Below are 17,564 nucleotides of genomic sequence, written 5' to 3'. Positions count from 1 at the left end.
TCACAGTGAACTTAAATCATATCTTAACAGAAAAACGCAATCCGCAAACGTTAAACATTGATGAATTATCAAGCCTGGAAATTGTAAAAAAAATTAATGAAGAAGATCACCAAGTGCCTCAGGCAATCAATAAGGTGCTGCCTGTTATTGCTCTGTTAGTAGATGAAATTGTCAGTGCTTTTAAACAAGGAGGACGTCTGATTTATATCGGAGCAGGTACAAGCGGGCGGCTAGGCGTGTTAGATGCATCTGAATGTGTACCAACATTCGGTACACCTGCCGAACAAGTAGTTGGGATCATAGCCGGGGGAGACAAGGCGCTCCGGCACGCGTTAGAAGGAGCAGAAGATAATAAGAAACAAGCGATAGAAGATTTGAAAGCGATTGATTTATCAAATAAAGATATTCTTGTAGGGATAGCTGCAAGTGGAAGAACGCCTTATACACTCTCAGCGCTTGCGTATGCAAACAGCCTGGGAGCAGTAACGGGCTGCGTTGTAAATTCTCCTCAATCAGCTATGGAACAAGAAGCAAACTATGCAATAGTAGCAGAATCAGGCCCGGAAGTTGTAACAGGTTCTACAAGAATGAAAGCCGGCACTGCTCAAAAGCTTGTTCTTAATATGCTGACGACGGCTTCTATGATTCAAATTGGTAAAGTCTACAGCAATCTAATGGTAGACGTACAGCCGACTAATGATAAACTCGTACAGCGTGCTAAAAATATTATTGCAGAACTAACAGGCGTCTCATCAGAAGAGGCAGCCGAAAGTTTACAAACATACAAAACGCCAAAAGCCGCTATCCTTGCGCTTCTTACTTCTATAGAAGATGATGAAGTGCACCAGCTGCTCGATAAACATGACGGACATTTAAAAAAAGCCATTGCAGAAGCAAAGGAACAGCAGATTAAAGATTAAGCCGCCAGCAAATTAAATTATTTACGTAAAGATAAAAAACTCATGTTACGCTAGTAGCATGAGTTTTTTATGATGTTGGAAGTGGAGGAGCAATGAATGAAAATTGGGTTAGCGCAAGTGAGATTTCCAAAGTCAGCCGTAGAGGGTGTAGAAACGGTAGAAAATTGTATGAAACAAGCAGCAGAAGAAGGATGTAACCTTGTATGTTTTCCAGAATCAATTGTGCCAGGACTTAGAGGAGTGGGTTTTGAAGTTGAGACATACAATCACGAAATTCAACAAAATACGCTTTATAAAGTTAAGTTGCTTGCCAAACGGTTAAAGCTCAACGTAATTTTACCACTGGAATGGCGCGACGAACTTGGTATGCATTTAACTGCTTTTGTAATTCATGAAAATGGAAAAGAATTAGGGTATCAAACTAAAAACCAAATTGATCCAGCAGAAGATCAATTTGGTTATAAGCCTGGAAATGGCCGCCAGTTGTTTGAAATAAACGGCGTGAAATTCGGTATTGTTATTTGCCATGAGGGATGGCGCTATCCTGAAACTGTTCGATGGGCTGCTGTAAGAGGAGCAAGCATTGTGTTTCATCCACAGTTTACTGGTGAAGTACCAGATCCGAAGTTTTATGATTATGCAATGATTGCAAGAAGTACGGAGAATGGTATTTACTTTGCAAGCGTGAATTATGCCTTAGAGAGCCAAAAAAGCACGACTTCTCTTCTTTCTCCAACGGGTGAATGTTTGATAAAAGCGAAAGCTGAAAAACAGGAACTACTAACGTATACGATAGAGCCCGGCAAAGCTAACCGGCTGTTAGCTCAGCGTCTGTTATCAAATTTACTATTGTAAAAAAGTTTATTTTCTCTAGTTAAATTAGCATGTGCGCTTTGATAATCCTTTGGTTATTTCTCCTTATGACGATGTAAACATGAATATGGTATTATCGAAAGTTAAAGGGGTATTAAAAGGTGTGTGGAAACAATGGATCGAAAAAAAGCCGCATCAGTAGCTGGAGCATTGGTCATTGCCGTAGGAATTTGGCTGTTTCAAAGCGGGAAATTTAAAAGTGAAGCCCAGGCAGATAAGTTTACGAGTACGTTTTTGGTCGATCATGAACAAACAGACAATGGATTTGAATTATTTACTTCGGATACCAATCAATATAGCATGTGGTTTCCGCTTCAGTATGTTATTCATAAATCTTCTTATAAAAGCAGTGAAGATGAAAGTGAAGTATGGACAGCATCAACGAAGGAAAATGATTCATACAATGCTGGGAAAATAACGGCTTTATTTTCTAAGAAAAAAAGCAAAGCAGCTCAAAAAAAAATGGATGCGTTTCAGCCTGATTACATGTTAAAAGGTAAAAATGCAACGATTTATGTGAAAAAACAAACAAGAGATGGAAAGCATAGCATTTATCATGCTTATGTGAATGATGATTATTCAAGCAAGTATATTTACTATACGTTTGAACTCAGAAGCAGCGAACAGACAAACAGTACAAAACAGCAGTATTGGGTAGAAAAAATTCTTCTAAATACACAGTTTCAAAAAAACTCAGCTGAATAGTCAGCTGAGTTTTTTTGAAAGGATTCATAATGCTTTTGCTTTTTTATGTAAACGGGTACAATATGAGTAAGGAGGCCTTCGTATGATTGAAAAACAAGCAGTTGGTGAAAAAGCAGCACAATTTGTTGAAGATGGAATGATTGTAGGGCTAGGAACAGGTTCAACAGCTTATTATACAATTGTCAAACTAGGTGAACGAGTAAAAAATGGATTAAACATCAAAGCGGTTCCTACTTCTCAAAAAACAGAAGAACTGGCAAGGAAACTAGGTATTCCTATTGTTACCTTAGCGGATGTTGAATATATTGATATAGCAATTGACGGAGCGGATGAAGTGGATAGCGAACTTTCTTTAATTAAAGGAGGAGGCGGCGCGCTGCTTCGAGAAAAAATGATTGCGTACGCAGCGAAGCGGTTTATCGTGATTGCGGATTCTAAGAAAATAGTGAAGACGCTAGGAGCTTTTCCTCTTCCTGTTGAAGTTATACGTTTTGGCTGGGAAATGACGGCGAAGCATATTCGCAGTGCAGGTTGTGTACCGCAGCTTAGGCTTTTAGATGATCATACGCCGTTTATCACTGATAACGGAAATTATATTCTAGACTGCCATTTTTCAGAAATTGAAAATCCTGCTGTGCTGGAAAAACAGCTTACAATGATTCCAGGCGTAGTAGAAAGCGGTTTGTTTGTAGGAATGACGGAGGAAGTCATTACCGTACAAAATCAAGAGGTTCATATCATAAAAAAATAGAAGCTTTGGCGTCGGGCCTAGGCTTCTATTTTTTAATTGGAAAGAACGTTCCAATTTTTCTCTAATTGGTATATGTATTGAGACGCGTTCAGTACATTTGGATGAACGAAAGTATCAATTGTTTTTTGCGGACAAGCAGATCCGTATAATGAAAAAATGACAAGCTTGCTATGCTCGATTGGTGATACAACGTGAGATAAACAACGATAAGAAGGATTTATCAAGCTTTTTACCATCTCATGAATATCTTCTTTGTCGTAAAAATCGACTTCAATTTCCGTCTTTACTAAATAACGGCTTTCAATGGCGCTGCTTCTATAATAATTGTAGCGTGCTCCGATGAAGTAGGACGGATCTGATGTTGAAACGTCCAAACTCGTATATGTTTGATCCTGCTTGCTTTTATAAAAAATAGAATCATGAGTATGCTTCATGAATTCTTGATAAGTTGTTCCATCTTCCCACAGAGCTAGAATACAAGCATCTGTTTCATCTTCCACGTTCCAACCCCCTAATTGGCCAATGAAACCATTCACGTGTGCAAGAGCAGCCCAATGCTGTTGCGTATATGAAAAAGATGCTTTTTTATCAGTCGGTATGCTGCATTTCACAATTTTTGTCAACATTCTCCCATCACCTCAATTAATTACTTCGATAAATGCAGGAAAAATCCTTCTAAAAAGAGGAAAATGATAGACATATCCCCCCTTTAAAAGCCATACATTTCAAATAGGACAATGTTAGGGAAAGAAGGGGAAATGAATGAAAGTTTTTCGTGCAAAAGCCTGTCAGTCTCCTACGCGAAAAGGCTGGTCAATTATGTTTCAGCATCCGTTTAAAAAAGATGAAAGAGGAAGATCGCACCCGTTTGTTAAACGGTTTATGTATACAGAGCAACACGATGAAATTGACATGTTGGTTGAAGAGATGAATGAACTGCTGAGAGTGCAGGATTTTTGGACAAGTACTGCAAAAGGAAGAGCAAAAGCAAGGTATGATGAACGAGTAGTGAATGCTTTTTATAACGATATTGAAAAAAAGACAAGCGAACAAATTGACAGCGAGTATGAGTACGTTCATGTAATAGGAGAACAAGGAAGCGGCAAAACATCTTTAATCCGCCAGCTTCTTGGTATAAAAAAGGAGTGCGGCTTTCTAGGAATAGGCAGTAAAGGCGCTTATTCTGCTACGTATAAGGTGAAGGATTCTCAACACTATGAAGCTGCCGTCTCTTTTTTTACGCGAAGTGAAGTGCAAAGGAAAGTGGAGAATATCCTACTAAGAAGCGCTGAAGTGTATGCTGAAGGAGGCACGGATTATGACTTGGTCTTTGAGTTATTACACGGAGATTCCTCTTTTAATCTGCGCGCTCTTTTGGGAGATATTCCATACAAAGCCCGTTATTTTAATGATGATGTTCCTTTAAGAATGAGCGACGAAAATAGTTCATTCAAACAATTTGTAGATGCAATTAAACGAGAAAGTGAAATAGTAAAAGACGCTGTTGATCAAGAAGGAAGAGATTTTGCAGAGGTATGGCATAAGCGGCTTGAATGTAGGAAGATCACTGAGCAAATGCTTCTGGCAATTGAATCTCGGTTGAGAGAATACAAGGAAGGAACGTGGGAAATAGGGGAAGACGACTGGCCAATATCCTGCCGTCTCACAGCAAAAGAGCTGTCTTTCTTTGAGCCGCTAACAAATGAAGAAGAAGAAAATAACGGACGCCTTATTTATCCATTGTTTCGTAGAATTGAAGTTTCCGGCCCTTTTTCTTTTAAAAAAGGGGTAGCAATTTGCGAGCATCTATCTGTTGAATATACGGGCACCATCCACGATTCTTTTAAACAAGCAGCTTCTATTTTATACGTACATCATGGGCTTAAAGAATTAGATATTCAATTTCTTCAGCAGCTCATCGTACATGGGCACGGTGCTAAGGTAAACGTTTGTGTTACACACGGAGATTTGCTTACCTCTCCAAGCTGCCGTACGGATTATGCTAAAAAACATGCCATGGCTAAATTAATAGATGGTGCGCTTAAAAGCGTTTCACCTCTTATGAGAAAGCAGCTTCACTACTATTTAACAGTAGGGAATACGTCTGTTTTAGAATGTGTACACCAGGAATCCGAAGAGAGTCACTTTCTGTATAAAGACTTAAAGGCAGCTTTAGTATCAGAAACGAGAAAAAAGCAGCAAGAGCTGCATCCTATTTATTTAAACTTGACTGTCTCGCAGGCTTTTTATGAAGCAATGGAGTCGCTGAACATTCCTTATATGGACAGAGAAACGTGTTTAAACATTTCCTTAGGAGAGAATGAAGGACCGGTACCAGCTATTGCGTCCGCCGTTATTTCATCTGTGTATGAGCATTTTTTAAGTCAGCCGTCTGGATGGTCAAGTACTTATCATTCGGTCACCGACCGACAGCAGGTTATTCAAGAGTTGGCAGGTGAGTTCGCAACCGTCGTTTATTCCTATTTCAACGAACAGCTGCTTGAAAATCCCCGTAATGACTGGCGCGCTCTTTATAAAGAAAAAGAAGACGATCAGCCGTATAAATATAGCAGGGTCATAGAAAGTGTGATTCCTGCCAAAAACGATATCTATCAGCAGCAAATTCTTATGAGAACGGTTTATCAATTGATTAAGTATGTGGTAGAAAAGAAAGACGGCGTAATGGTTCATTAAGGAGTCCGTGTAAAAAGAGGTTTATAAATAAAAAAAACAGAGCCTGATTTCAGGCTCTATTAGCGTTTGGAAATAGCAGTTAACGTATTAGGTCCGGCAACGCCGTCCACTGCTAGCTTATTGTCTTTTTGAAACTTACGCACAGCAGCTTCAGTATTGGCGCCGAAAATACCGTCCGTGCCTTTTGTATCATAGCCAAGCGCCGTTAATTTCTTTTGAAGAGCTTGAACATTGCTGCCTTTGCTGCCTTTTTTAAGCGTTTGTTTTGTGTTAATTGTTGTATCCGCTGGTGGGTTTGTTGGCTTTGGATTTGTCGGATTTGTTGGTGTCGGGTTGGTTCCAGGGTTTCCTAAAGCTTTATACGTTGATGGACCAACAATACCGTCAGCCGTTAAGCCGTGGTCTTTTTGGAACTTACGCACAGCTGAATCTGTATTGGCACCGAACACACCGTCCGTACCTTTTGTGTTATAGCCAAGTGAAGTTAGCTTCTGCTGAAGTTCTTTAACTGCATTTCCTTTACTGCCTTTCTTTAAAACAGTTCCTGTAGAAGGAGCTGGAGTAGAACCTGAGTTTCCAGAAACATTGTACCCGTTTGCTGCTGCAATGTCATTAAATGATTTAGAAGAAGTTGTAATCACAACCGGTGTACCGACGGTCACTTTACTAAATAACCATGCCACTTCTTCATCGTACATACGAACGCATCCGCTGCTTACATATTTGCCAATGGAAGCAGGATTATTATTTCCATGAATAGCATACGTCGTGCCGTATGTACCTCTCGCATTTAGACCCAGCCAGCGGTTGCCAAGAGGATTTCTAGGGTCTCCACCAGGAATGTTCCCTGAGTAATAAGGGCGATTGACAATTTTATTCACTACTTTGAAATGCCCTTCTGGTGTAAGAGACTGCGTGCGTCCTGTTGCGACTGAAAACGTTCGGACAAGTGAACCATTTTGGTAATAAGCCAGTTTATTTGTTGCTTTGTTAATGATAATTAAATGAGATGGTGTTGAAGCAGCTTCTGTTTTTGGAACGCCTACAAACAAGCAGGCTAGAGCTAGAATAGCCGCTATGAGTACGATTGTTGTTCTTGATATTCTATTTGCCATGTGCTGCGCCTCCTTAGGCTGCATTAATGAAAAACTTATGGTGCTTTGAGCAGTGCTATAAATTCTTCACTAATAAAATAAAAGACGAATAGCTGCATTTTCTATACCTGTATGTATGCGCTTAATAAGGAAATCATTAAGTAGAAAGACTTTACTAGCGGGAATTTATAATAATAAGAATAACTAAGTTTTTCTTGATGATTTGTACAACTTTAAGAATATAAGTTTACTAATCTAGCGGATTCACATTTACATAAGCAGCACATCCTTTCCAGTTCTTCATTTTCGTGTAAAGAAATGAAAGCGTTATATAGATTGTTTTGTAATCATATTGTAACATAGTTGTATTTTTTATACCATAAAAAGACATAAAATAGTATAAAAATACTTTATATGGGTTTTATGTACAAAAAATTCAAAAGTTCAGGAGAACGAAGCTATTATTAGATATACGAAACTGGAAAAGAAGTATGCGTAGTTTTGTGGAAATAGATAAATATTCTTATTCGAATATAGGGAGGAACAGAGTAAAAAAACTACTTGCAAAGAGACAAGTAGTTTTTAAACCGTTATTTTTGAGCATACATTACAACAAAATTAAAAAATTTATAGATGCAATCCACCGTGCTAAACCCACTTGCTGTTAGCCAATTTAACTGGTCATGTAAAGTTGCCATTTTATCTAACTTCGTACGTTCATGAGCAGCCTTAATTTGCTCATGCGTTAATCCGCTTGCGGCAATTCTTTCACTCCAGTCTTTTTTATATAACTCTTCAATAATAGAAGAATGGCCTAATACTTGATCGGCATTAATAAATATTCCTCCTGTATGCAGTAAATGATAAATTTGACCATACAGCTTTTGCTTTTGTTCGTCTTCTAAATGATGAATAGCAAGTGAAGAAATCACAATGTCGAATGAGTGTTCAAATTCGTAGCTTGTTATATCTGATACAATAAATTCCATATTCTGTTCGTTTTTAAAGCGCTCCTTGGCTTTTTCAAGCATTTGATCTGACACGTCAATCAACGTGAAATGAGCATCTGGGTATTTTTCTTTGACAAAAGAAGAAAACAATCCTGTACCTGCTCCGATATCAAGTACGCGAAGCGGCTTATTTGAAAAGTGAAGAAGAGAAACGGGAATGGAATAAAAATCAAAAAAACAAGGAATAAGTTTGCGGCGCTGCTCATCATACTGAGAAGCATGAGCATTAAATTTTTCTTTCACGTTATTTTTCATTTTTACAGCTCCTTTATTTGGTAATATTGAGATACATATATCGTATAGAAGTTTGGTAGAAAAGAAAATAAACAAAAATAAGCAGTATTGATTCCAGTTTGTTATGAATAGAAAGAGATGGAGAGAAGAAAATGGAGATCAAATGGTTAAAAACATTCATCATAGCGGCTTCTTATGAAAATTTCAGGCAAGCGTCTGAAGATTTATTTTTAACACAGCCTGCTGTATCAAAGCATATTCAGCGACTGCAGCAAGAGTTAGGTGCTGAGCTTTTTGAAAAAAAAGGTAAATACATCACGCTGACTGAGGCAGGACGCTTTTTTTTGCCTCATGCTCAAAAAATGGTGAGGGCATATGAAGAAGGAGTGGGAAATTTTAAGTTATGGAAGCAAGGATATAACCGAAAACTGACTATATCCGCTGCTCCTCAAATAGCAGCATCTGTTTTACCAAGCCTCATCAAACAATTTGTAGAGAGATATCCCCATATTGAAGTAACGGTTAATATCACAAATTCGTTTCAAGTGGGAAAAGACATCAGCGACAGAAGGTCAGATATTGGATTAACAAGGATGCTTCCGGGTCAGGCAGACGTTTTTTATGAGTTAATTCATAAAGAAAAAGCAGTCTTAGTTGCCCCGTTTTCTGCAGAGGCACGTACGGAACAGGAGCTGTTATCTTCCTACCGGCTGCTTACGAATAATCATCCTGTTTATTGGGAAGATTTACTCCTTCAAATCAAGGCTTGTTATCCTCACATTCAGCTGCTTCCTGTGACGCAAGTAGAAATTACAAAGCGCTTTATTGAAGAAGGTTTAGGCGTATCTTATTTGCCATTTTCTATGGTGAAAAAGGAAGTTGAAAATCAAACGTTAAGCGTCATTTCACAGCAAAAAATTATCCGGCCTTCTTCACATACGTATATCGTAACAAAAGGTGAAACGGAAGAAACAAAGCAGTTTAAGCACTTTTTAGCTGAGACCTTAACAGAAACGAGTTGAAATGATACCATAAAAAGGAAGGGGGGATGGCAATGTATATATTAATAATACTTGTAGCAGCAGCGGTCTTAGCAGACGTTATCTTGAGAAAAGTCCTTGATATCCCTCGCAGCAAATTTTGGGGAAAATATGAGTATGAAAGTCTAGCTTTAGGCCGATGGGATAAATATGTGACGATAGCTTTTGTTCTTTGTCTGTTACTCGATATGATCTTTATGTTTGTCGAGCCTTATATCGTATCGTTCCTATTTTTAGTCGTGAATATTTTGTTGAAATGTATAGATGAATGGAAATACAAACAAGAAACGAAAGAGTACGTAACAAGCTTTGTACAGATGGGATTCTTCTTTACAGCTTTTGTTCTATTAGTCAGCGGAATTGTATAGAAAAAAGAGCTTTACCTATGGCAAAGCTCTTTTTGTATTATTTAAAAATATGATCAATGTCTTTAATTTCAGAAGAAGTGAGCTGAACATCTAATGTTTTTAAGTTATCAAGTACTTGATCAGCGCGTTTTGCCCCTGGAATTAATACATCAATTGAATCGCGCGTTAAGTACCAAGCCAGAACAAGATGAGCTACTTCTACGCCTTTTGCGCTAGAGATTTGACGAAGACGCTCTACTTTTTCTAGGTTTTGCTGAAATGCTTCGCCGATAAAATGAGGCATATCTTCGCGTAGGTCATTAAACTTTGTATTTTTATCATATTTCCCAGCAAGTAAACCAGAAGCTAGCGGAAAGTATGGAATAAATGAAATATGATTTGCAGCCGTATAAGGTAAAATATCGTTTTCTGCTTCTCGCTGAATTAAGTTATATTGGCCTTGTACCACGTCTACATAACCATCTTTATTTGCTTCTTTTAACTGATCTAACGAGAAGTTTGATACGCCAATAGAACGGATCTTACCTTCATCTTTTAATTCTTTTAACGCACCGACCGCTTCGTCTTTAGGTGTGTTTTTATCTGGAAAGTGAATATAATATAAATCGATATAATCTGTTTGAAGGCGTTTTAAGCTATCTTCAACAGATTGTTTTAAAAATGCAGGAGAATTGTCTAGCAGTACTTCATCTCCAACAATTTTATGTGCTCCTTTTGTAGCGATCACCGCTTCTTCACGATTTCCGCGTTCTTTTAGTACTTCGCCAATTAATTCTTCAGAACGTTTAGGACCATAAATGAACGCTGTATCAAGTAGGTTTATGCCATTATCTAGCGCCTTATGAACAAGGTCTTTGCCGACTTCTTCGTTTAGGTTAGGATATAAGTTATGTCCTCCTACAGCGTTTGTTCCAAGTCCAATAGGGTTAACATATAATTCGGATTTTCCAATCTGCACTTTTTCTGCCATGTCTAACGTCCATCTCCTTTTTTATATCTTCTTTTTTACTATAGCAAAATATACCATGAATCGAAAATAGTACGCTCATATGAAAAGCAGCTTTAAAAAAATATGTGAACTTGAGTTACATGTAAATAAGGAGTATATTCTACAGGGCTCTATTTCAATAGCAGAAATAAAAAAAGAACCTCTTTTAAATAAGAGACTCTCTTTTAGTCATGGTAATATGATAACTTTTTGACAGCTGAAATGTTTCAGCGAGCTGCCTGCGTCCTTGCGCTCCTTGTTCGCGCACATAATCTAATTCGTTTGGTGTAAGAAGCTTCATGCTAATCAGTTTAATAGATTCGTAAGGTAAAGAGAGGCTAGCTGAAACAGAAGGAGACTGAACTCCTAGCAATACACCAATATCTCCATTTTTATTTACAAAATGAGGCGGTACGTCCAAATCCGTAAATTCAATTGAAAGAACATCATGTTTCATGAATAGTTCTAGCATATTAGGGTGAGCGGCAGCATTTTGACTCATTTGATAAAGAAGGTCAAATGCCCAGTGATCCTGGATATCCGATAAAGGTCCGCGAAGAGATTCATCATCGCATTCGATATAGAATTCTAATCCCTTTCCTTGTCTTTGGCTCTTTTCTTCAGGTAGTTGAAACGGATCGGACAAGCCGTCGCTTGCTAAAATAACCGTCTCTGTTTTTTGAACACGAATAAAAGTTTGACGTCCAGACGGCCAAGCAGGCCCGCCAAAAAACATGGGATTTAACAAATGAGTTAATACGTCTCCGTCTACATGTCCAATTGTGTTCCAGTAGTCTTTTCTTTTTGAGATTGATTCCTCAAGAACACGCTCTACTTCTTTTTCCTGCTTCTTTTGCTTCCACTTTAAAAATAATGACAAGTATCCCACACCTCTTTACGACTTCATAGTACCCAATATATACCTCATTTAGGGAACTCGTAAACCATTATTTAGTGTATAAAAGTAAATTATTCCTTTAAATTATAAAATTCCCAAAGTTTTCTCGGGGGATTACAGAATTTTGTCTTTAATAAATCAGGTGAAAAATTAAATAAGCCACATAAACGGCCTGTGCGAAAAATAAAAAGCCCCAAAAGCGTGCTGAAAGATGGGTAAGCTGCTTTAAACTTGTAGCGTCACCCGCATCGTTTGGGTATTTGATGCTTAACACAAAAATAATAAAGGCGGAAAATAGAGATTCTACAAGTAACAGTGCACCAACAAACATCATGCTGTAGCGCATAAGCTGTGGATCTTGCAGATAATAGATGCCTCCGAGAATCAAACCGATAGAAAATAGCCATACAATTCCGTATCCGTTACGTACCCAAAGCAGTAAATTAATAACAACAACACTTCCTAACCCGTAAAAAAGCCAGTCGTAGTGGTTGTGAACGAGCAGGTAGAAAAACAAATAAGCCATTGCTGAGCTGAACGGGTAGCCGGCTAAGGCAATAATGACGCGCGGCAGCCATCCACGGGATCCCGCGTAGGTGGCAGTCACAGCTACACCTTCATTATTGGTGTAAAGCTCAATGCGATTGACGCCTTTTCCGACAATAAGCCCCATTAACGCGTGGCCATCTTCATGAAACATCGTATTTAAATTTGAAAAATAACGTCCAATATGCCGAAGCAGCTGATTAATGCTAGGAGCAAATGAACCTATAAATGGAATGCCTCTTGTTAGCACAAAAGCTAATAAAATAAATAAGAAAAGCGTAGTAGATTGTTCCATCGCGATAGTCCTTTTCGTAAAATGATATGTTTCTACTTTACTCGCAAACGTGCTAAAAGGGAAATGAAACGGCTAGTTTCTCTAGGAAAAGAGAAGTTGGGAGACTTACATAATATTAGTGTAAACAGACCTGACACATTCATTGACCAACTTATTCCAAATTTTATATTCTAAACAGATATAAGAAATGAGGAGATGGTTGAATGAAAGATACGTGGAACGCATTTGTAGACAGTGATCTTTACGTACCTCCAACGGGAACGGGGATGTTAAATAACTTGAGTTTTGCGTTAAAAGACGTATTTGATGTACAAGGACATATATCAAGTGCAGGAAATCCGGATTGGCTCGCCACGCATCAGCCTGCAAGCGAACATGCAGATGTAGTAGCTGCTCTTTTAAAAGAAGGAGCTGCGCTAAAGGGAGTTACGCACACGGACGAGCTTATGTACGGACTAAATGGAGAAAACGCGCATTATGGAACACCGGTAAACCCAAAAGGCGCAGATCGAATTCCGGGAGGCTCTTCGAGCGGATCAGCGGTTGCTGTCGCAGCGGGAATAACTGATTTTGCGATTGGAACAGATACTGGAGGATCGGTTCGAATTCCGTCAAGCTACTGCGGTATTTTTGGGTATCGTCCTTCTCACGGACGCATTTCTACAAACGGTCTAATTCCACTTGCTCCAAGCTTTGATACAGTTGGTGTAATGGCTAGAGACGGCCACACTCTGCAAAAAGTAGGAGCGGTTTTATTGAACTCAACGTCGCGTGCTAGCGGTTTTACAAGACTTTATGTAGCAACAGACGTTATGGAACTTGTGGATGAACAAAGCATGCAAGCTCTTGCACCACCTATTAAGCACGTAATGAAGTCTTTTTCTACTACAGAAGAAATAGTAATGGCCCCCCAGGGTTTTTCTACATATATGGAAACTTTTCGTTTGCTGCAAGGAAAAGAAATTTGGCAAACGCACGGAGAATGGATTCAAAAAGAAAACCCAACGTTTGGAGACGATATCGGAAGCCGCTTTCAATGGGCGAGCACTCTTACCTTATTAAATATGAATTATATAGAAGAAAAGCGTCGTGAACTTCGCTATTTTATGTACTCACAGCTTGGAGAAGACGGAATATTAGTGCTTCCTACAGCTCCAGGACCCGCGCCTGTAAAAGATGCAAAAGGACCGGAGTTAGAAAACAGAAGATTGCGAACACTTCAAATGACGTGTATTGCCGGACTAAGCGGACTTCCGCAAGTTACGATACCTGCAGGAGAACTAGACGGTTTGCCAATCGGCTTATCTTTTATTGCAGGATACAACCAAGATGAAAAATTATTAAATTGGGTAAAAGAAAACAGCGATCATATCATTCAAGCATCGGTAAGGAGCGTATCATGAAGTTAGTAAATATAATAGAGCAAGGGAAAGAACAAGCAGCTATTTTAGACAATGACAGCATTCTGCTTATAGAAGATATTAATGCTAAATATTTAACAAACTGGTCTACAACAATTTGGGATCTTATTCAATATAAAGAACTTCGCCACCTTGAAACATGGTACGCCCATAATAAATTTGGTATGAACAGCTCTTTTCCCGCACTGCACTTGCAGGGCAGAAAAACAGCTCCTATCATTAGTAATCCGTCAAAATTGTTAGGCATTGGATTTAATTATGCAGCTTCTGAAGAAAAACTAAAAGACTACGACCGTGCCATTGATCCAGTTAGTTTTTTAAAACCCGCAACCGCCATTATTGGACCAGATGACAGCATTCGTATTCCAAAGCAGTCCTACAAAACAACGGCTGAAGCGGAACTAGCGGTGGTAATCGGCGAAACGTGTAAGGATATAGAGCCAGATGAAGCCATGAACGTAATTGCTGGCTATACGTCAGCCGTTGACGTAACCGCAGCTGATATTCATGCGGCGAATCATCGCTACTTAATGCGAGCAAAAAGCTTTGATACATTTTGCAGTATAGGCTCAGAGTTTATCACAAAAGAAAGCATATCAAACGTGAAATCACTTCAAGTGCGCACATTGCTAAACGGAGACATGCAGCATGAAAATACCGTGTCTAATATGATTTACGACATCGCATACTGTGTTTCATTTTTCTCAAAAGTCATGACGCTGCACCCGGGAGATATCATCTTAACCGGAACGCCGGGACCCGCTGTTATTGAAGACGGGGACTGTATTGAATGTCATATTGAAGGCATGCTTCCATTAAAAAATAAAGTGAAAGACATGAAGAAAGTGCCTCAGCAAATCTAGTAAATAACCCCTGTAAAGAACAGGGGTTACATGACTGTTTATTTCGAAACTGGAAGTGTTTGTCCACTGTCCTTTTTCGGAATAGGAAACGCACCTAAAAATAATGCGTTTGTAAGAAGAAATTGTTTCAACAATACATGACATATTAAAGGAATCAATGTTCCCATTACTATGTATAAAAAGACGGTAGATATGCCGGTGTATTTTTCTATTAAAATAGTAACCGGTACGTGCAAAAACATAATGGTAAACGAGGATTTCCCCACGTATTCAAAAGGCTTACTCCACTTTGTTAAGCTCATTTTTTTGCTTATATATACAAGAATGCTTGCCGCGCAAAGAGGAATAATCAAATCAAGCAGCCATGTATAAACGTTTGCTTTAATATCTAATGTATAAGAAAGAACGCTGAGCTTTTCTAAAACTACAATCAATAAAATGATTAAGCTGCTCAGAATTACGGTGCTTTTTCTCTCAACAAACGAAAAAGCTTGTCTGCTGTAGTATCCAATTGCGTAATAACAAATGGATAGCAAAACAGAATTGGCGCTCCATATAATGTTTTTTTGCTGAAGAAATGGAAAGCTGACATAAATATGAGCGATAAAATAGCATAGAGCTAAGAAAAGAACCATTGAGCTTTTTCTTTTAATCAGTAGAGCTGCATAGGCAAAAATAAGGTGAGTTAAGAATAAACAAGTGACAAACCAAAAAACACCGTAATAGTATCCGAGAGTTCTCCCGCCAATACATAAATGGTAGATGTTTAGTAACACTTCCCGAACGTTAAATGTTTGAACAAAAATAAGGGCTACTATTAACAGGCCAAATGAAAAATAAGGGATAAGTAAACGTATCCATTTTTTCAAAATCCATTCTCGTACTTCTTGTATTCTAGAACGTGGGTGAAACAGATAGCCGCTAATCATAAAAAAGAGAGGCATGTGAAACCAAAAGAAATAATGATGAAAAAAAGGGCTGCCAGAATGCCCTGCCACTACTGTAAGAATACATAATCCTTTTAGCGCATCTAGCCATGAATGGTGTTTGCTCATTAAGCTTTCATTCCTTTAATAAGTAAATTAGTTCCTGGTATATTATCTAATTCTCTGTGAAAAAGAGCAATAAAAATTTCCTTCCCTTTTCTTCATAATGAGTTCATATTGATTGTCTATACTAATAAAAAATATAACCGTATCGCTGCAGGATACTGAAAAATGAAATATTTACAAATGGAAAAGAAACGGGTACGATATCTGTAGCGACACTTAATAAAAAGGAGCTGACTGACAGTATGATTTTAGTCATCGGAGGAGCAGGCTATATCGGAAGCCACCTAGTAAAAGAATTAGTGAAAACAAATAAAGTTGTGGTACTTGATAATCTATCAACGGGTCATCGCTGGGCAATCGATGAGAAAGCGGTATTCGTAGAAGGAAATCTAGGTAATGAGAAAGATTTAGAAAGCGTATTCACAAATCATAAAATTGATGCTGTCATGCATTTTGCTGCTAATAGTTTAGTAGGGGAGTCAGTAACAGATCCTCTTAAATATTATCAAAATAACGTAGCTGCGACGTTAACCCTTTTACAAACGATGATGAAGCACAATGTGAAAAAGTTTATTTTTTCATCTACTGCTGCTACATACGGGATTCCTTCTGTAGATATCATTACAGAAGATACGGCAACAAACCCAATTAATCCGTACGGACGTTCAAAGTTAATGATCGAACAGATTTTAGCTGACTTTGCAAGTGCTTACGACATGGAATATGTTGTGCTTCGTTACTTCAACGCAGCGGGTGCTTACGAAACAGCAGAAATTGGCGAGTGCCATGATCCTGAAACGCACTTAATTCCAATCATTCTTCAGCACCTGCTTGGTGAACGTGAAAACATCTCTGTATTCGGCTCAGACTACGATACTGCAGACGGAACGTGCATCCGTGACTACATCCACGTAACGGACCTAGCGAATGCTCACATTTCAGCGCTTCAGGCACTGTTAGACGGCACGAAGAAAACAGCAACGTACAATCTTGGAAACGGCCTTGGCTACTCTGTAAAAGAAGTGATCGAAACGTGCGAAAAAGTAACGGGTAAAAAAGCGAATGTTGTAATGGCAGACCGCCGCGCTGGAGATCCGGCACGCTTGGTCGCATCTTCTGATAAAATTCACGCAGAATTAGGCTGGAAAGCGCAAATTTCATTAGAAAAAATCATCGCATCAGCTTGGAACTGGCATCAAAACAGCGCAAAAGTAACAAATTAACAAAAAGGCCTCTTTTTTCTTTGAAAGAGGCTTTTTTGTTACGATTAAACTGATTTATGTTCTAAATAATCATTTTTAAAATCCAGTGTTTTAGCCCACGAACAAGCCTTCTTCTTTTCGGACATTTTCGCTAAACAAGCACGACTTTTATTCTTTTCCATATGCTATAGGTAAATATATCACTCACAACTATCTCCGTTTATAAAATAGTCCGCAAGGAGGTTATGATATGTATTACTGTGTAAGATGCTCCAAATTTCATGACGAACAGGAAAAAGAAAACATCTTTCAAAATGGTTTTTACATTGATCCCTATTTGCTTCAAAAAGTCCATCTAGGCATGTGCGTCCACAAATCCCCGTCAATCAAACAAATGAGAGCCGTAGAACGATTCGAAACGAAAAAAATGTAGAATTCACATTCACCAATAAGAAGCTAGATCTAACCAGGTCTAGTTTTTTCAGTGAATAACAGCTTTCTTCAGCTATCTTTCATGTAATATTAAGAGAAATTTAAGACAAGCCCGCTATACTAGTTAGTAGACGTATACATAGGATATGGTACGTTAAGAAATTGAAACAGCAGTCCG

General features: G+C 38.5%; 18 protein-coding genes. 11 read left to right on the top strand and 7 right to left on the bottom strand.

Annotated features, from left to right (window positions below; translation table 11 throughout):
* Nucleotides 1-5: 5 nt before the first annotated feature.
* The 4 genes from murQ to rpiA all read left to right on the top strand — a co-directional run bounded on the left by murQ (nucleotide 6) and on the right by rpiA (nucleotide 3,249).
* Nucleotides 6-920 (top strand): N-acetylmuramic acid 6-phosphate etherase, encoded by a 915-nt coding sequence (murQ, locus tag SCI76_RS08985; protein WP_394554516.1) that lies wholly within the window; start codon nucleotides 6-8, stop codon nucleotides 918-920.
* A gap of 96 nt (nucleotides 921-1,016) precedes the next feature.
* The gene (locus SCI76_RS08980) at nucleotides 1,017-1,775 is read left to right on the top strand and encodes a carbon-nitrogen hydrolase family protein (protein ID WP_394554518.1); all 759 of its coding nucleotides are present in this window, start codon (nucleotides 1,017-1,019) and stop codon (nucleotides 1,773-1,775) included.
* 132 nt (nucleotides 1,776-1,907) lie between these two features.
* Nucleotides 1,908-2,498: a hypothetical protein gene (locus tag SCI76_RS08975; protein WP_048020142.1), complete on the top strand. Its 591-nt coding sequence runs from the start codon at nucleotides 1,908-1,910 to the stop codon at nucleotides 2,496-2,498.
* An 82-nt stretch (nucleotides 2,499-2,580) separates the two neighbouring features.
* Complete coding sequence (gene rpiA, locus SCI76_RS08970) at nucleotides 2,581-3,249, top strand: ribose-5-phosphate isomerase RpiA (protein ID WP_028412258.1); 669 nt, start codon at nucleotides 2,581-2,583, stop codon at nucleotides 3,247-3,249.
* Between the two features lie 32 nt (nucleotides 3,250-3,281).
* Here the strand turns inward: rpiA and SCI76_RS08965 are convergent, their stop codons facing one another.
* Entirely contained in the window at nucleotides 3,282-3,875 is a 594-nt protein-coding gene (locus SCI76_RS08965; RefSeq protein ID WP_407545158.1) for a YdbC family protein, read from the bottom strand.
* Nucleotides 3,876-4,011: 136 nt separating this feature from the next.
* Between SCI76_RS08965 and SCI76_RS08960 the strand changes: the two genes are divergently transcribed.
* Entirely contained in the window at nucleotides 4,012-5,943 is a 1,932-nt protein-coding gene (locus tag SCI76_RS08960; protein WP_063248233.1) for a hypothetical protein, read from the top strand.
* Between the two features lie 59 nt (nucleotides 5,944-6,002).
* On the opposite strand, the gene SCI76_RS08955 is transcribed toward SCI76_RS08960, so the two are convergent.
* Together SCI76_RS08955 and SCI76_RS08950 are read right to left on the bottom strand one after the other, a co-directional pair.
* Entirely contained in the window at nucleotides 6,003-7,058 is a 1,056-nt protein-coding gene (locus tag SCI76_RS08955; RefSeq protein WP_014461286.1) for a peptidoglycan-binding protein, read from the bottom strand.
* Between the two features lie 569 nt (nucleotides 7,059-7,627).
* Complete coding sequence (locus tag SCI76_RS08950; RefSeq protein WP_048020144.1) at nucleotides 7,628-8,302, bottom strand: trans-aconitate 2-methyltransferase; 675 nt, start codon at nucleotides 8,300-8,302, stop codon at nucleotides 7,628-7,630.
* Between the two features lie 131 nt (nucleotides 8,303-8,433).
* Between SCI76_RS08950 and SCI76_RS08945 the strand changes: the two genes are divergently transcribed.
* Together SCI76_RS08945 and SCI76_RS08940 are read left to right on the top strand one after the other, a co-directional pair.
* The gene (locus tag SCI76_RS08945; RefSeq protein WP_407545157.1) at nucleotides 8,434-9,303 is read left to right on the top strand and encodes a LysR family transcriptional regulator; all 870 of its coding nucleotides are present in this window, start codon (nucleotides 8,434-8,436) and stop codon (nucleotides 9,301-9,303) included.
* 32 nt (nucleotides 9,304-9,335) lie between these two features.
* Nucleotides 9,336-9,689 carry a DUF4181 domain-containing protein gene (locus SCI76_RS08940; RefSeq protein WP_323873837.1) on the top strand — a complete coding sequence of 118 codons (354 nt, stop codon included), beginning with the start codon at nucleotides 9,336-9,338 and terminating at the stop codon, nucleotides 9,687-9,689.
* A gap of 37 nt (nucleotides 9,690-9,726) precedes the next feature.
* Here SCI76_RS08940 and SCI76_RS08935 read toward each other — a convergent pair whose 3' ends face one another.
* The 3 genes from SCI76_RS08935 to SCI76_RS08925 all read right to left on the bottom strand — a co-directional run bounded on the left by SCI76_RS08935 (nucleotide 9,727) and on the right by SCI76_RS08925 (nucleotide 12,416).
* Nucleotides 9,727-10,659, bottom strand: coding sequence for an aldo/keto reductase (locus SCI76_RS08935; RefSeq protein WP_048020145.1), 933 nt, complete (start codon nucleotides 10,657-10,659; stop codon nucleotides 9,727-9,729).
* 184 nt (nucleotides 10,660-10,843) lie between these two features.
* Nucleotides 10,844-11,566: a suppressor of fused domain protein gene (locus tag SCI76_RS08930; protein ID WP_230683440.1), complete on the bottom strand. Its 723-nt coding sequence runs from the start codon at nucleotides 11,564-11,566 to the stop codon at nucleotides 10,844-10,846.
* Between the two features lie 139 nt (nucleotides 11,567-11,705).
* The gene (locus SCI76_RS08925) at nucleotides 11,706-12,416 is read right to left on the bottom strand and encodes a M50 family metallopeptidase (RefSeq protein ID WP_028412265.1); all 711 of its coding nucleotides are present in this window, start codon (nucleotides 12,414-12,416) and stop codon (nucleotides 11,706-11,708) included.
* A gap of 203 nt (nucleotides 12,417-12,619) precedes the next feature.
* Between SCI76_RS08925 and SCI76_RS08920 the strand changes: the two genes are divergently transcribed.
* A complete protein-coding gene (locus SCI76_RS08920) occupies nucleotides 12,620-13,819 on the top strand; it encodes an amidase (protein ID WP_407545156.1) in 1,200 nt (399 codons plus the stop codon).
* The gene (locus SCI76_RS08915) at nucleotides 13,816-14,700 is read left to right on the top strand and encodes a fumarylacetoacetate hydrolase family protein (protein WP_394554528.1); all 885 of its coding nucleotides are present in this window, start codon (nucleotides 13,816-13,818) and stop codon (nucleotides 14,698-14,700) included. Before SCI76_RS08920 ends, SCI76_RS08915 begins: the two co-directional genes overlap by 4 nt.
* A 38-nt stretch (nucleotides 14,701-14,738) precedes the next feature.
* Here SCI76_RS08915 and SCI76_RS08910 read toward each other — a convergent pair whose 3' ends face one another.
* Nucleotides 14,739-15,755, bottom strand: a complete 1,017-nt coding sequence (locus SCI76_RS08910) for an acyltransferase family protein (protein ID WP_407545155.1) — start codon at nucleotides 15,753-15,755, stop codon at nucleotides 14,739-14,741.
* Nucleotides 15,756-15,994: 239 nt separating this feature from the next.
* Between SCI76_RS08910 and galE the strand changes: the two genes are divergently transcribed.
* Both galE and SCI76_RS08900 read left to right on the top strand, forming a co-directional pair.
* A complete protein-coding gene (galE, locus tag SCI76_RS08905; protein ID WP_407545154.1) occupies nucleotides 15,995-16,975 on the top strand; it encodes a UDP-glucose 4-epimerase GalE in 981 nt (326 codons plus the stop codon).
* Nucleotides 16,976-17,204: 229 nt separating this feature from the next.
* Nucleotides 17,205-17,387, top strand: a complete 183-nt coding sequence (locus SCI76_RS08900) for a DUF3973 domain-containing protein (protein ID WP_013055747.1) — start codon at nucleotides 17,205-17,207, stop codon at nucleotides 17,385-17,387.
* Nucleotides 17,388-17,564 lie beyond the last annotated feature (177 nt).

The organism is Priestia sp. HNGD-A6 (assembly GCF_045784335.1).
Classification (GTDB): Bacteria; Bacillota; Bacilli; order Bacillales; family Bacillaceae_H; genus Priestia; species Priestia zanthoxyli.
The sequence above is the reverse complement of the archived record's forward strand: the minus strand, read 5'-3'. Positions and strand labels throughout refer to the sequence as shown.

Excerpts from the sequence above, each read along its gene's own strand:
- SCI76_RS08950 (WP_048020144.1), bottom strand. The coding sequence starts at position 8,302 with ATGAAAAATAACGTGAAAGAAAAATTTAATGCTCATGCTTCTCAGTAT.
- SCI76_RS08910 (WP_407545155.1), bottom strand. The coding sequence starts at position 15,755 with ATGAGCAAACACCATTCATGGCTAGATGCGCTAAAAGGATTATGTATT.
- SCI76_RS08920 (WP_407545156.1), top strand. The coding sequence starts at position 12,620 with ATGAAAGATACGTGGAACGCATTTGTAGACAGTGATCTTTACGTACCT.
- SCI76_RS08940 (WP_323873837.1), top strand. The coding sequence starts at position 9,336 with ATGTATATATTAATAATACTTGTAGCAGCAGCGGTCTTAGCAGACGTT.
- galE (WP_407545154.1), top strand. The coding sequence starts at position 15,995 with ATGATTTTAGTCATCGGAGGAGCAGGCTATATCGGAAGCCACCTAGTA.
- rpiA (WP_028412258.1), top strand. The coding sequence starts at position 2,581 with ATGATTGAAAAACAAGCAGTTGGTGAAAAAGCAGCACAATTTGTTGAA.
- SCI76_RS08955 (WP_014461286.1), bottom strand. The coding sequence starts at position 7,058 with ATGGCAAATAGAATATCAAGAACAACAATCGTACTCATAGCGGCTATT.
- SCI76_RS08925 (WP_028412265.1), bottom strand. The coding sequence starts at position 12,416 with ATGGAACAATCTACTACGCTTTTCTTATTTATTTTATTAGCTTTTGTG.
- SCI76_RS08975 (WP_048020142.1), top strand. The coding sequence starts at position 1,908 with ATGGATCGAAAAAAAGCCGCATCAGTAGCTGGAGCATTGGTCATTGCC.
- SCI76_RS08945 (WP_407545157.1), top strand. The coding sequence starts at position 8,434 with ATGGAGATCAAATGGTTAAAAACATTCATCATAGCGGCTTCTTATGAA.
- SCI76_RS08935 (WP_048020145.1), bottom strand. The coding sequence starts at position 10,659 with ATGGCAGAAAAAGTGCAGATTGGAAAATCCGAATTATATGTTAACCCT.
- SCI76_RS08915 (WP_394554528.1), top strand. The coding sequence starts at position 13,816 with ATGAAGTTAGTAAATATAATAGAGCAAGGGAAAGAACAAGCAGCTATT.
- SCI76_RS08965 (WP_407545158.1), bottom strand. The coding sequence starts at position 3,875 with ATGTTGACAAAAATTGTGAAATGCAGCATACCGACTGATAAAAAAGCA.
- SCI76_RS08980 (WP_394554518.1), top strand. The coding sequence starts at position 1,017 with ATGAAAATTGGGTTAGCGCAAGTGAGATTTCCAAAGTCAGCCGTAGAG.
- SCI76_RS08900 (WP_013055747.1), top strand. The coding sequence starts at position 17,205 with ATGTATTACTGTGTAAGATGCTCCAAATTTCATGACGAACAGGAAAAA.
- SCI76_RS08960 (WP_063248233.1), top strand. The coding sequence starts at position 4,012 with ATGAAAGTTTTTCGTGCAAAAGCCTGTCAGTCTCCTACGCGAAAAGGC.